Consider the following 13,466-nt stretch of genomic DNA (forward strand, 5'->3'; position numbering starts at 1 on the left):
AACCGTGGAGTTGGGCTTTTTTAATCATTTTGCAATCTGTTTTGGTATGGTTTTCAGCATCAGGATTTGTCTTTGCTGCTGGCCACTTTGGGCTGGTCTTCGTAGATCAGCAAAGGCTGGCCCGTACCGTTGATTGTATTTTCATCAATCACCACTTTCTTGACATTCGTGTCGCCAGGCAGATCGTACATAATGCCGAGCAAAGCCTGTTCAAGAATGGTTCTCAAACCACGCGCACCTGTTTTGCGCTGAATTGCTTTCTTGGCAATTGCGCTTAACGCCGATGGGCGAACTTCGAGTTCAGCACCGTCCATCTCAAGCAGCTTTTCGAACTGCTTGACCATGGCATTTTTCGGCTTGGTCAAAATCTCGATCAGAGCGGGTTCATCCAGTTCTTCGAGGGTGGCAATTACAGGCAAGCGACCCACCAATTCAGGAATGATACCGAACTTGATCAAGTCTTCTGGCTCAACTTCTGCCAGCAGGGTGCCCACATTGCCCTCTTCCTTGCTTTTCACGGTTGCACCAAAGCCAATACCCGAACGCTCGGAACGGTTACGAATCACCTTGTCCAAACCTTCAAATGCACCACCCACGATAAATAGTACGTTGGTGGTGTCAATTTGAACGAAATCCTGGTTGGGGTGTTTGCGGCCGCCCTGTGGAGGAACAGAGGCCACAGTGCCCTCAATCAATTTCAGCAAGGCTTGTTGTACACCCTCGCCCGACACATCGCGTGTAATGGACGGGTTGTCTGACTTGCGGGAAATCTTGTCGATTTCGTCAATATAAACAATGCCGCGCTGCGCTTTTTCGACTTCATAGTTGCAGCTTTGCAGCAGTTTCTGAATGATGTTTTCCACATCTTCGCCCACGTAACCGGCTTCGGTCAGCGTAGTGGCATCGGCAATGACGAAAGGTACATTCAACAAACGGGCCAGGGTTTGGGCCAACAGCGTTTTACCCGAACCCGTTGGACCAACCAGCAAAATATTGCTTTTCGTCAGTTCAATGTCGTCTTTCTTGCTCATGTGGCGCAAGCGTTTGTAGTGGTTGTAAACCGCTACAGCCAGCACACGCTTGGCTTTGTCCTGCCCAATCACATACTGGTCAAGAATGGAACGAATTTCCTGAGGGGTGGGTAGCTTGTCGCCGCCACCTGTGGCCGTGGCCTCCGCTGCTTCATCACGAATGATGTCGTTGCACAACTCAATGCATTCATCGCAGATGAACACAGAGGGCCCTGCGATCAATTTTTTTACCTCATGCTGGCTTTTGCCGCAGAAGGAGCAATACAGCAGCTTTTCGCTTGAGCCTTTCTTTTCTGACATCTTTTATCCTCTGGAAAGCCCCCGCAGGGGCAATCAAGAAATCAAGGTTTTAATGTTACTGCAGTTACTTCTTGTCGGCCGGAGGCACACGGTGCTTCAACACGTCGTCAATCAAGCCATACTCTTTGGCAGAGTCTGCACCCATAAAGTTATCACGATCTGTGTCACGCGCAATCTCTTCGATGGTCTTACCTGTGTTCTCAGCCAGTATTCCGTTCAATTTCTCACGCAAATACAAGATTTCCTTGGCATGAATTTCAATATCGGATGCCTGACCCTGCACGCCACCCAAAGGCTGGTGAATCATGATTCGGCTGTTGGGCAGCGAAAAACGCTTGCCCTTGGTGCCAGAAGACAACAAGAACGCGCCCATGCTGGCCGCCAGGCCTGTACAAAGAGTTGAAACATCGGGTTTGATGAACTGCATGGTGTCGTAAATGGCCATGCCCGCTGACACAGAACCACCTGGGCTGTTGATATACAGCGCAATGTCTTTGTCGGGGTTTTCGCTTTCGAGGAACAACATTTGCGCCACGATGACGTTGGCCATTTGGTCGTTGATCGGCCCCACCAGGAAAATAACGCGCTCTTTAAGCAAGCGCGAATAAATGTCATAGGCCCGCTCGCCCCGACCACTTTGCTCAATCACCATGGGCACGTACATATTGCCCTGGGTTTCAAGCGCACCAGAATTGTTCATGTTGTTAGTCATAGAGCGAGGGTTCCACATCATTTATTTATTTCCCATCAGTTCGTCAAAGGACAATTTCTTTTCAACCACTTTGGATTTGCTCAAAGCGAATTCAACCACATTGTCTTCCAGAATAACCGCTTCCACATCCGCCAAACGGGCGCGATCCTGAAAATACCACTGCATCACTTCCGCAGGGTTCTCGTAGCTTTGTGCCTGCTCTTCGATGAAGGCACGCACCTGCTCGGGTTTGGCTTGCAGGCTGTTTTCTTTTACCAAGTCTGACACGATCAGGCCCAAGCGAACACGGCGCTCGGCTTGTGCAGCGAAAATGTCTTCGGGCAGCTGAATTTCTTCCACGTTTTGCATGCCACGGGCCTTCAGGTCCTGGCGTGCACGGGAGGCCAATTCGGTGGTCTCAGATTGAATCAGGGCTTTGGGCACATCGAATTCAGTCACTTTCAACAGTGCATTCATGACTGCTTCTTTGGTTTGCGCCTTGGTGCGGTTGCTGACTTCGCGGCTCAGGTTCACGCGCACGTCTTCACGCAGCTTTTCCAGGGAACCGTCAGCGATGCCCATGGCCTTGGCGAACTCTTCGTTCAATTCAGGCAACTGGGGGCCTTCCACTTTCTTGATTGTGATTGTGAACTGGGCAGTTTTACCTGCAACGTCTTTGCCGTGGTAATCGGCCGGGAAAGCCAGGTCGAACGTTTTCTCTTCGCCTTTTTTCAAGCCTTTTGCCGCAGCTTCAAATTCAGGCAGCATTTGACCCTTGCCGATTACAAACGAGAAGTCTTCGGCTGTGCCGCCATCGAAGGGGACATCGTCAATTTTACCGACGAAATCCAGGGTTACCTTGTCTTCTTCAGCGGAGCCACGGTCTACTTCGGCAAAACTGGCGCGCTGCTTGCGCAGAATTTCAATGGTTTTGTCCACTTCAGAGTCGGATACTTCAACCACTGTTTTCTCGATTTCCAATGTAGCGAAGTCACCAAAATTCACTTCGGGGAACACTTCAAAAATGGCGTTGAACTCAAAAGTGTCGTCAGCGGCGTCCTTGGCGGCTTCGATGCGGGGCTGACCAGCCACACGCAGATCCTGCTTTTGAACTTCTTCGCTGAAAGTACGACCGATTTCATCGTTCAACACTTCAGAATGCACTTGGGGACCATAGTTTTGTACCACCATTTTCATGGGTACTTTACCTGGGCGGAAACCGGGCATGCGAGCTGTGCGAGCCACCTTTTTCAGGCGCTTTTCAACTTCAGCATTGATTTTTTCAACCGACAGCTTCAAGGAAATGGTTTTCTCGAGTGAGCTGGCAGTGGTGGTTGTTTCAGTCATTTGGAACTCTTGAACTAGTTGCCTTGGCAAGGTTGACCAAGGGGGAGGTTAATGGGCGTAAAGGCTCTACAATTGCCGATATCTTACACAAGTATGAAGCTGCTTTGGCGGGGGCTTGGTTAAAACTGGACCGCCCCAGAAGCGATATACCTGGGGCACAAGAGGGGTGGTGCGGATGAAAGGACTCGAACCTTCACGTATTGCTACGCCAGAACCTAAATCTGGTGCGTCTACCAATTTCGCCACATCCGCATGCAGGCGCGCATTATAGCCCGATTTTAACTTTGAAGCCCTTACAATGTCATTTATTGACTGCATTACCCCCAATTAGAAGGTGACATGGCTGTATCTCTAGAAAACCCGCTTGCCTACTGCCGCGAGAAAGTAAGCGGGGAAACCGCCTCCCTGCACTACGCAACTCTGTTTCAAACCGAGGAACTGAAGGCATTTTGGCTTGGCTGCTTCACCTTGAATCACGAGTTGCGGCAGGCTTGCCTGAAGCAGCTGGAGGCTGGCTTGACACAGGTCAAACTGGGCTGGTGGCAAAACGCCCTCGCCAACGCCGGGGGCAACAGCAACCCTCACCCGGTCATTACCGCGATATCAAAACCCGTGATTGCCACACTACCGGCAGAGCACTGGGGCGAATTGATTAACCGGGTGGCCAGCGGATGCGAGCCCAAACGTTACAACAGCATGGCGGATTGGCACAACGACGTACTGTGGGAAACCAAGCCCTGGGTCCACCTGATTCAGGCCCGTTTTGGACATCCGAACACGGATTTCACACAGTTGCTGGAATTCTGGACTTCAGCCACCCGCCTGTGCCAGTTGCTCAGGCTGGCGAAGTACCTGGACCAGGGGTTTCAGCCCTTGCCTGTTGAATTGCTGGCCAAACACGGTGTAACGGCAGAGCAAATCAAACGCAGGGAACACAGCGAGGCCAGTACAACCATGTTCAGTGAGGTGGGTGAGCATCTGCTTGAAAAAACCAACCTGGCCTGGAAAAACATGCCTGCAGACCAACGCCTGTTTGCAAGACCATTGCGGGCGCTGTTCCGCATGCGTGCTGCCGAACTGAAAGTGCACCAAGCCGCTGGTTATCGTTTATTGACCGAGCAAAAAATAATCACCCCGTTCAAGAAATTCAGCATTGCATGGACAACACAAGTACTGAGGCGGTGATTTCCTGCCCCGGTTTACAACTTGGGTTTGCGAATTCGATAAGCTGCAGCGTACAGCGCTGGCAGGAAAAACAGGGTTAACAGAGTAGCCACAATCAACCCACCCATAATCGCCACCGCCATGGGCCCCCAGAACTGCGAACGCATCAATGGAATCATGGCCAGTACGGCGGCTGCTGCAGTCAGTAAAATGGGCCGAGAGCGCCGAATGGTCGAACCAATAATGGCCTCATAGGGATCTACGCCAGCCGCCCTGTCTTGCTCGATTTGGTCCACCAAAATAACCGAATTTCGAATGATCATCCCGAACAAGGCAATCACGCCCAGTTGTGCTACGAAACCAAACGGGCGTGCGGTAATGATCAAGGCCAAAGCTGCACCGATAATTCCCAACGGGCCGGTGAAGTAAACCAGCAAGGTTCGGCCAAAGCTTTTCAGTTGCAACATCAGCAAGGTAAGCACGATAAACAGCATCAAAGGCACATTGGCCATGATCGACTGCTGGGCCTTGCCGGAATCAGCGGCAAGGCCATCCAGATTCACTGACACACCCAGCGGTAATTCAGCACGAAGGGGGTCGAGGGCCTTGTTCATGGCCAAGGCAACGGTGGTGCCCTGAATACCGGAAACCACATCGGCCTTTACAGTAATTCCGAACTCACCACCCTCACGCCAAATCACCCCGGGCTCAAAGCTCATGGTGACATTGCCCACTTGGGATAAGGGCACATAGGCACCGCTTGCTGTGGGAACGTTGGCATTCATGAGTTCAGCCAGCGTGTCGCGTTCGCTTTCAGGGTTGCGAAACACAATATCGATCAGGCGATTATTTTCCCGGTACTGCCCAATGGTTGCGCCTGACAAAATGACATGCGAGGACTCCGCAATACTTTGGCTGCTAACCCCCAAAGCGCGTGCGCGAGCCTGGTCTACCTCAACCTTCATCACCTTGATGTTTTCATTCCAGTTGTCATGCGTGCCGCGGGTATATTCGCTGGAGGCTACCGCCTCTTTCACCTTGTCGGCCACCACTCGTACCACGCGTGGATCCGGGCCCTGCACCACAAACTGAACGGGATAAGTGACGGGCGGGCCGTTGGGCAACAAGGTAATTCGCGGGCGAATGTCAGGGAAGTTGCCTTCCAGATGCGCTTTCAGTTTGCCCCGAAGTATTTCCCGGTCTTCGAATGTTTTGGGAATGACAATCAGCTCGGCCAAATTGCTTTGCACAAATTTTTGATCCAGCGACAGGTAAAAACGCGGCGCGCCATCACCCACAAAACTGGCATAGCCCTGCACTTCGGGTTGCTTGGCCAACCACTGCTCAAGCTTGATCGCCTGTTTTTCAGTTTCCTCAAATGCGGTGCCCTCGGGCAACCACAAATTCACCATGATTTCCAAACGGTTGGAATCAGGGAAAAACTGCTGTTCAATGAATTTGAAAGAATAGCCGCCACCGATAAAAGCCAGCACGGTGACCGATATTGTGATCCAGCGGTGGTTAACGCACACCTCAATCCAGTGGCGGAAGCGCTGGTAAAACGGTGTGTCGAACACCTCCGTGTGGCCTTGACCGTCTTTTGGCTTTTTAAGCAACCAATAGCCAATGTAAGGCACAAAAATAACTGCGACAAACCAAGACAACACCAAGGCAATGGCGGTCACCGCAAAAATTGAATAGGTGTATTCCCCCGCTGCCGATTGCGCCAGGGCAATGGGCAGAAAGCCCGCTGCTGTAATCAAGGTGCCTGTCAGCATGGGAATCGCTGTGGAGTCGTAAGCAAAAATAGCCGCGTCAAAACGCGAATAACCCTCTTCAAGCTTGCGAACCATCATTTCAACCGCGATGATTGCGTCGTCCACCAACAAACCCAGGGCGATAATCAGCGCGCCCAGCGAAATTTTGTGCAGGTTAATGTTGAAAAACGACATCGCCAAAAAGGTAAGTGCCAGCACAAGAGGAATGGTCAGCGCAACGACCAAGCCCGGTCGGGTGTCAATTCGAAACGGTTTGCTGTGCAGCCCCAAACTCAAAAAGCTGACTGCCAGCACAATTACAATCGCCTCAATCAGTACTTTCACAAACTCATTGACCGAGGTACTGACTGATTTGGGCTGATCCGCCACGCGCTGAAGCTCAATGCCCACGGGGAGTTCAGCCAGTATGCGGCGCTCAACTTTTTCCAACTCTTGGCCAAGGCGGATAATATCGCCACCATTGACCATGGAAATCCCCAAGCCAATCACCTCTTTGCCATTGAAACGCATTTTGGACACAGGTGGGTCTTGATAGCCGCGATGAACGAGGGCGATGTCTTTGAGCAGGAGTGTGTTTTTTCCCGCCCGAATCGGCAGGTTGGCAAGGTCTTCAATGGACTCAAACTGCCCCTGCACCCTTGACCACACTTTTTGCTCTTCCAGACTCAAAACACCCTGAGAAGTCACGGCATTCTGGCTGTTGATTTGATTGAAAATGTCTTGCGCAGAAATACCCAATTGCGCAATTTTGTAATGCGAGACATCGATAAACACTTTTTCAGGTTGAACGCCAAATAGCTGCACCTTGGCCACATCGGGCACTTTGAGCATTTCCTGACGTACCTGTGTCACGAAGTCCTTTAGCTCGGCGTACTTGAATCCATCTGCGGAGAATGCCAGCAACACCCCAAAGGTATCGCCAAACTCATCGTTGAAAAATGGCCCTACGACACCACGCGGCAGTGTTCCAGCCATGTCGCTGACCCGTTTTCGTGTGGTGTACCAAATGTCGGCCACTTGCCTGGGCGGTGCGCTGTCATCCAGTTGAAGAAAAATGACGGTTTCACCAGGCTTGGAGTACGAGCGTATTTTGTAGGCGTAAGGAATTTCCTGAATTACCTTTTCAATCGGGTCGGCCACCTGCTGACCCATTTGCATGGCTGTTGCTCCCGGCCAGTAGGCACGTACCACCATGCCGCGAAACACGAATGGCGGGTCCTCTTCCTGGCCCAGGGAGAAAAATGCGGCGACTCCGGCGAAAATGAATACCGCTAGAAGGTATCGAACCAATGGCTGGTTTTCAAGCGCCCAGCGCGACAGGTTGATTTTTCTCATTTGGAAAGATCGCTCGTTTCAATGAAGCGACGAACCTTTTGGCCTTCGTTCAGAACGTGGGTGCCGGCAGTGACAATCAACTCGCCATTGTTTAGGCCGTCTTTGACCAGAAAGTCGCTTTCAGAGACGTCATGGGGTTGAACAATCCGTTTGTTGACCACACCTTGCTTTTCATCGAATACCCAAACAAAAGCACCAGTGTGCTCGGCCACCAGGGCCGAAATGGGAAGCTTGAACGCGGTCGACTTGGCGGCAGTTGAAAACTGCACTGTCGCACTCATTCCAAAACGGGACATTCTGGCTGGGTCGTTGACATCCAGTAACACCGCAAACGTGCGTGTTACCGGGTCTGCCACCGGAGAAACTTCCCGCACTTTTGCATCCAAAGACTGTTGACCAGACCAAAGCAATACGCGCGCATCCTGACCCGGCTTGATCGCACTGACCCGGCTCTCGGGCACAGCCATGCTGACCTGCACATCATTCTCATCAGCCCACTGAACCACAGCCTGACCTGGCGCCAACACCTGCCCTGCTTCGGCATACACGCTGGAAATAACACCACTGCCCGGAGCACGCAGGTCGCCATATTGCCGCTGATTGGCCTGCGTGCTCAACTGGGCGCGAGCCTGACTCAAACGACTACCCGCGGCATCGAAGGCCAACTGTCGACGATCAAGCTCTGCCTGGCTGATAAAATTTTGTTGTTTCAGGGTTTTGGCGCGATCCAGATCGGTTTTCAACTGCGCATGCTCAGTGGCTGCTGCATCAAATTGCGCCTGGGCCGCCTGCAAGGCAAGGCTCAAATCCCGGGGATCAATTTTTGCAAGTACCTGGCCTTTCGTAACCTTGTCTCCAACATCCACCAGGCGTGTCGTCAATTTCCCGCCCACCTGAAAGCTGAGTTTTGCCTGAAAACGGGGTTCAATTTGCCCGGGAAAACTTTCTTCAAAGGTGCTCCCACCGGCTTGCAGCTCAATCACACGAACTGGTCGAATGACTTCAGTGGTATCTATTTCGGGGCGGGAACAAGCGGCAAGCAGGAGTGAGCCCACGGCGGCCCACACAACAGGCAAAAACAAACGGCTTTTGGACATGGATCGCTCAGTAGAGTGAATTTATTGTTATCTGCGCAATTGTCGTATCAATCAAACGTCAAGTCAAAATTGAGTCAAAAACAATCCAGCTTGTCTCTCAGCGCAGCAAGTGCCTTCTCAACTCGATCCACACCAATCACTTCAATACCGTCAATGGGCTGCTTGGGTGCGTTGCTGGCCGGCACAATCGCATGGGTAAAGCCAAGTTTGGCAGCTTCGCGCAGCCTTTCCTGCCCACGCGGTGCCGGGCGCAACTCACCAGACAAGCCGATTTCGCCAAACACTACCAACTCTTTGGGCAAGCGTTTGTTGCGCAACGAGGACACCATGGCCAAAACAATCGCGAGGTCGGCCGCAGGTTCCGAAATTCGTACGCCGCCCACCGCATTGATAAAAATATCTTGATCAAAAAACTGAAGGCCCGCATGGCGATGCATCACCGCCAGCAACATGGCCAGGCGGTTTTGCTCCAGGCCCACTGACAACCTGCGCGGTGAAGGTGAATGCGAGGAATCCACCAAAGCCTGGATTTCAACCAGCAATGGCCTTGCTCCTTCTTGCGTGCACATTACACAGGAACCAGCCACCCATTCAGCCGTCTGCGACAAAAACAGGGCCGAGGGGTTGTTGACACCTTTCAAACCGCGGTCAGTCATGGCAAACACGCCCAGTTCGTTCACCGCACCAAACCGGTTTTTAAATGCACGCACCAAACGGAATGAAGATTGTGAATCGCCTTCGAAATACAGCACGGTGTCCACAATGTGTTCAAGCACACGCGGCCCTGCAAGGGTACCCTCTTTGGTGACGTGGCCCACCAAAATGGTGGTGATCCCCATGGCTTTGGCAAGCCGTGTCAGCTGGCTTGCACATTCGCGCACCTGGCTGACCGATCCCGGCGCAGCGCTCAACTCGCTGGTGTACAGGGTTTGAATGGAGTCAATCACCAACACTTGAGGTTTGTGCGTTTCAAGCTGGGCAACAATTTGCTCCAGCTGAATTTCTGTCAGTACATTCAGGTTGGTGTGTTCCAGCCCAAGCCGTTGGGCGCGCAAGGCGATTTGCCCGGCAGATTCCTCGCCGCTGACATACAGGGCCGATGTGGTTTTGGCCAAGGTGACCATAGACTGCAATAACAAGGTGGATTTACCAATGCCAGGGTCGCCACCCAGCAACACCACCATGCCGGGCACCATTCCACCTCCCAGCACACGGTCAAATTCGGGTACACCACTGCTAAAACGTGGATGGTCTTGCGCCTGAATCTCGGAAAGCTTGATCACACTGCTGCTTTGCGCAGCCAGCGCTGCGAAGCGGCTGTGTTTGGGAGGCGCAGCGTTGCTAACAACCGACTCCACCAAAGTATTCCAACTGCTGCAATCCGTGCACTGACCCTGCCATTTGGCGAACACGGCACCGCATTCAGTGCACTGATATTGACTTTTAATTTTGGCCAAAACGGCGTGTCCCTTTTAGGTCTAGGCTTTAAAAAATGGCACGCGGGGCGCAATTGCGCACAACAGTTCATAGCCAATGGTGCCGCAACGGTCGGCCACGACATCGACAGGAATGTGCCCACCCCACAATTCAACTGTGCTGCCAACATTGGCATTCGGGATTTGGCTGACGTCGATGGTCATCATGTCCATCGACACGCGGCCTGCGACTGGCGCAACATGCCCTTCAACATACGTGGGCGTTCCATCGGGCGCGTGGCGTGGGTAACCATCGGCGTAACCGCAAGCCACCACCGCGATACGCCCGCTGTTGCTCGCTTCCCAACGCGATCCATAACCCACTCTGTCACCTTGTTTTACCTCTTGAATTGCAATAATTTCGCTGCTGAAAATCATTGCTGGCTTCAGGCCATAGTTGGCCGCTGCGTCGGGACCAGGGGTGGCGCCATAAATAGCAATGCCAGGGCGGGCAATGTCACCGGCCAACATCGGAAAATTCAAACTACCGGCTGAATTGGCCAGGCTGCTTTGCCAATGGGCAGGCTTCAGTCCCATCAAGGCTTGATGCTGATGTTGCGCAAAAGGCAAGCGGACCCGCGGCTCCGCTTCATCTGCATTGGCAAAGTGCGTCATCAAAACTGGTGTGGGCCATTGATGTTTCAGGGTGAACTCATCCAGCCGCTGAATGGCAGCTTGCGCTTGAGCAGACTGAAACCCCAAGCGATTCATGCCGGTGTTCAACTTCAAGAAAATTCTGGGCTTGTGTGCCGGTGCCTGCTTCGCAAGAACCTCCAGATCATTCAACTGCTGGTGATTGTGGACCACCCAATCACAACGTAACTCCAAGGCCTTGAGCAGATCGGCCTGGTCAAAACAGCCTTCGAGTAACACAATTGGCTTGTTCCAACCCAAGTGGCGCAAGCGGGTCGCGCCCTCAATTTCCAAAACGGCCAAGGCGTCAGCCTCGCGCAGGCCATCAATAATTCTTTCCAAACCATGCCCATAGCCATTGGCTTTCACCACTGGCATCACCGCGACATTGCCCAGCAATTCCTTGATTCTATTGATATTGGCAGAGATGGCGGCGGGTCTGACCACTGCACGTATGGGTCGCGGCATGGGCTGGCAATTGGTGGTTTAGGGGTTGGCTCGAACTTTGTAAAAAAGGCATTGCTTAATACGCGAAGCGTCTGGATATGATATAACGCCTCAACACCGTTGAACGAGCAGCGAAACGGCGAAATCGCACTAAATGGATTTCGCTCAATTCACAGTTGAATGAAACCCGGCTTTTACACCATCATGGCGGCGCAGTTTTTCTCGTCGCTTGCAGACAACGCACTTTTGATTGCGGCAATCGCATTGCTGTTTCAGATCCAGTCGCCTGACTGGATGACCCCATTGCTGAAGCTGTTCTTCGTGGTGTCCTACGTGGTGCTGGCCCCCTTCGTTGGCGGGTTTGCAGACACATTGCCCAAAGGCAGGGTCATGCTAATCACCAACTCCATTAAAATTGTGGGTTGCCTGATGATGTTCTTTGGCGTACACCCCCTGCTTTCTTACGCGGTGGTTGGGTTGGGCGCAGCAGCCTACTCACCCGCGAAATATGGCATCCTGACCGAGCTGTTGCCACATGACAGGCTTGTAGAGGCCAATGGCTGGATCGAAGGACTTACAGTGCTATCGATTATTCTGGGCACCGTACTTGGTGGCATATTGATTGCGCCAGGCACCAGCCAATACCTGATGCAGCTGCACATTCCAGGCGTGACCGACAATATGGACACGCCTGCTGAAGCTGCCATCTTTGTAATTACTTCAGGCTATTTGATCGCGGCCATTTTCAACTTCAAGATTCCAGACACAGGCGCTCGCTACGAGCCACAGTTGAATCACCCAATCATCATGACCCGCAAGTTTTACGGCTGTGTAAAGCAACTGTGGAACGACAAACTGGGGCAAATTTCACTGGCGGTCACCACACTGTTCTGGGGTGCTGGAGCCACACTTCAATTTATCGTGCTGAAATGGGCTGAAAGTGCCTTGGGCCTGCCTTTGGACAAGGGTGCAATTCTTCAAGGTGTTTGCGCATTTGGCGTGGCCGCTGGTGCTGTAGCAGCGGCCAAAATGATTCCGCTGAAAAAATCAATGTTGGTGCTGCCCATGGGTATATTAATGGGTATTGTTTGCATGGCCATGGTACTGGTGAACAATCAAGGCATGGCCTACCTGCTGATTACCGTGATCGGCGCACTGAGCGGATTTTTCGTAGTACCCATGAATGCTTTGCTACAGCACCGGGGCCATGTGCTGATGAGCGCTGGCCGATCGATTGCCATTCAAAATTTCAATGAAAATATTTCAGTGCTGACCATGCTTGCCATTTACGCCATCTTGATCAGTTTTGATGTGCATGTGAACAATGTGATTCTGATGTTCGGCGGCTTTGTGATGGCCACCATGTTGATGGTGATTCTGTGGCACCGCCGCAACCAGCGCCTGTACAACGTGGAAGCCCGAATAGGAGAGGACCGCCCTGTGGGCGTGCCTCTGTGACAAACAGCTTAAATTAGACCTTGCTGTTTCAACAACAACAAATCGTCCCACGCTTTTGATTTTTCCTCTGGCCTGCGCAACAGGTACGCTGGGTGGTAGGTCACCACTGCGGGAATATCAAGACCATCCAGGCTCACTTGGTGAACCACACCCCGCAATTCGCCCACTGGCTTTTTGGTGTTCAGAAGGGTTTGAATTGCAAAGCGCCCAACCAGCAACAACACTTTGGGTCCACTGGCCTTGATTTGCTGAACCAGGTAGGGAGAACATTGTTCAATTTCTGCCTGCTCAGGATTGCGGTTACCCGGTGGGTGGCACTTCACCACATTGGCAATGTAGGTGTTGGTTGTACGGCTTGCGCCAATTGCTTTCAGCATGCGGTCCAGCAACTGCCCTGACTTGCCCACAAACGGCAGGCCGGTCGCATCCTCTTCCACGCCTGGCCCTTCTCCCACCACCATCAGGGGTGCGTGTGGCATGCCATCTGCAAACACGGTTTGCTTGCGTGTTTTGCACAAACCGCATTGTTTGCAGGTGGCTACACTTTCTCGCAACGATTCAAGCGTGAGTGCTGCGGTCGACATTCCGTCAAACGCCACGCCACTAGGCATCGTGGATGGCTTTGACTCGCTTTCCTGCTTGCGCAATTCCCAAACAGGGCCGATACCCATGGCATTGAACAGATCGGCTTTGCTTCGAGTGCTTGTCAT

10 protein-coding genes and 1 tRNA gene are annotated in these 13,466 nt (G+C 52.4%); 2 read left to right on the plus strand and 9 right to left on the minus strand.

The window, feature by feature from the left end; translation table 11 throughout:
* Positions 1-59: 59 nt before the first annotated feature.
* From clpX to B4C79_RS00850, 4 genes are all read right to left on the minus strand, one after another.
* Positions 60-1,331: an ATP-dependent Clp protease ATP-binding subunit ClpX gene (gene clpX / locus B4C79_RS00835; protein ID WP_008248422.1), complete on the minus strand. Its 1,272-nt coding sequence runs from the start codon at positions 1,329-1,331 to the stop codon at positions 60-62.
* 64 nt (positions 1,332-1,395) lie between these two features.
* Positions 1,396-2,043 carry an ATP-dependent Clp endopeptidase proteolytic subunit ClpP gene (gene clpP / locus B4C79_RS00840; protein ID WP_105029305.1) on the minus strand — a complete coding sequence of 216 codons (648 nt, stop codon included), beginning with the start codon at positions 2,041-2,043 and terminating at the stop codon, positions 1,396-1,398.
* 21 nt (positions 2,044-2,064) lie between these two features.
* Positions 2,065-3,369: a trigger factor gene (tig, locus tag B4C79_RS00845; RefSeq protein ID WP_291739308.1), complete on the minus strand. Its 1,305-nt coding sequence runs from the start codon at positions 3,367-3,369 to the stop codon at positions 2,065-2,067.
* Positions 3,370-3,536: 167 nt separating this feature from the next.
* A tRNA-Leu gene (locus B4C79_RS00850) sits at positions 3,537-3,621 on the minus strand.
* Positions 3,622-3,708: 87 nt separating this feature from the next.
* Here B4C79_RS00850 and B4C79_RS00855 point away from each other — a divergent pair.
* Complete coding sequence (locus B4C79_RS00855; protein WP_291739231.1) at positions 3,709-4,554, plus strand: squalene/phytoene synthase family protein; 846 nt, start codon at positions 3,709-3,711, stop codon at positions 4,552-4,554.
* A gap of 14 nt (positions 4,555-4,568) precedes the next feature.
* Here B4C79_RS00855 and B4C79_RS00860 read toward each other — a convergent pair whose 3' ends face one another.
* The 4 genes from B4C79_RS00860 to alr form a co-directional block, all read right to left on the minus strand.
* Complete coding sequence (locus B4C79_RS00860) at positions 4,569-7,646, minus strand: efflux RND transporter permease subunit (protein ID WP_291739232.1); 3,078 nt, start codon at positions 7,644-7,646, stop codon at positions 4,569-4,571.
* Entirely contained in the window at positions 7,643-8,743 is a 1,101-nt protein-coding gene (locus tag B4C79_RS00865; RefSeq protein ID WP_291739233.1) for an efflux RND transporter periplasmic adaptor subunit, read from the minus strand. The genes B4C79_RS00860 and B4C79_RS00865 overlap by 4 nt, the downstream gene beginning before the upstream one ends.
* A 74-nt stretch (positions 8,744-8,817) precedes the next feature.
* Complete coding sequence (gene radA, locus B4C79_RS00870; RefSeq protein WP_291739234.1) at positions 8,818-10,200, minus strand: DNA repair protein RadA; 1,383 nt, start codon at positions 10,198-10,200, stop codon at positions 8,818-8,820.
* Positions 10,201-10,221: 21 nt separating this feature from the next.
* The gene (alr, locus tag B4C79_RS00875; protein WP_291739235.1) at positions 10,222-11,319 is read right to left on the minus strand and encodes an alanine racemase; all 1,098 of its coding nucleotides are present in this window, start codon (positions 11,317-11,319) and stop codon (positions 10,222-10,224) included.
* A 159-nt stretch (positions 11,320-11,478) separates the two neighbouring features.
* On the opposite strand from alr, the gene lplT reads away from it, so the two are divergent.
* Positions 11,479-12,756: a lysophospholipid transporter LplT gene (lplT, locus tag B4C79_RS00880; protein ID WP_171099466.1), complete on the plus strand. Its 1,278-nt coding sequence runs from the start codon at positions 11,479-11,481 to the stop codon at positions 12,754-12,756.
* An 8-nt stretch (positions 12,757-12,764) separates the two neighbouring features.
* On the opposite strand, the gene B4C79_RS00885 is transcribed toward lplT, so the two are convergent.
* The gene (locus tag B4C79_RS00885; RefSeq protein WP_291742333.1) at positions 12,765-13,466 is read right to left on the minus strand and encodes a uracil-DNA glycosylase; all 702 of its coding nucleotides are present in this window, start codon (positions 13,464-13,466) and stop codon (positions 12,765-12,767) included.

It is taken from the genome of Limnobacter sp. UBA7229 (genome assembly GCF_002473065.1).
GTDB classification, from domain to species: domain Bacteria; phylum Pseudomonadota; class Gammaproteobacteria; order Burkholderiales; family Burkholderiaceae_B; genus Limnobacter; species Limnobacter profundi.

Bases quoted from the DNA above. Each gene is read 5' to 3' on its own strand.
- clpX (WP_008248422.1), bottom strand. From the start codon at position 1,331: ATGTCAGAAAAGAAAGGCTCAAGCGAAAAGCTGCTGTATTGCTCCTTC.
- clpP (WP_105029305.1), bottom strand. From the start codon at position 2,043: ATGACTAACAACATGAACAATTCTGGTGCGCTTGAAACCCAGGGCAAT.
- tig (WP_291739308.1), bottom strand. From the start codon at position 3,369: ATGACTGAAACAACCACCACTGCCAGCTCACTCGAGAAAACCATTTCC.
- B4C79_RS00855 (WP_291739231.1), top strand. From the start codon at position 3,709: ATGGCTGTATCTCTAGAAAACCCGCTTGCCTACTGCCGCGAGAAAGTA.
- B4C79_RS00860 (WP_291739232.1), bottom strand. From the start codon at position 7,646: ATGAGAAAAATCAACCTGTCGCGCTGGGCGCTTGAAAACCAGCCATTG.
- B4C79_RS00865 (WP_291739233.1), bottom strand. From the start codon at position 8,743: ATGTCCAAAAGCCGTTTGTTTTTGCCTGTTGTGTGGGCCGCCGTGGGC.
- alr (WP_291739235.1), bottom strand. From the start codon at position 11,319: ATGCCGCGACCCATACGTGCAGTGGTCAGACCCGCCGCCATCTCTGCC.
- lplT (WP_171099466.1), top strand. From the start codon at position 11,479: ATGAAACCCGGCTTTTACACCATCATGGCGGCGCAGTTTTTCTCGTCG.
- B4C79_RS00885 (WP_291742333.1), bottom strand. From the start codon at position 13,466: ATGACAAGCACTCGAAGCAAAGCCGATCTGTTCAATGCCATGGGTATC.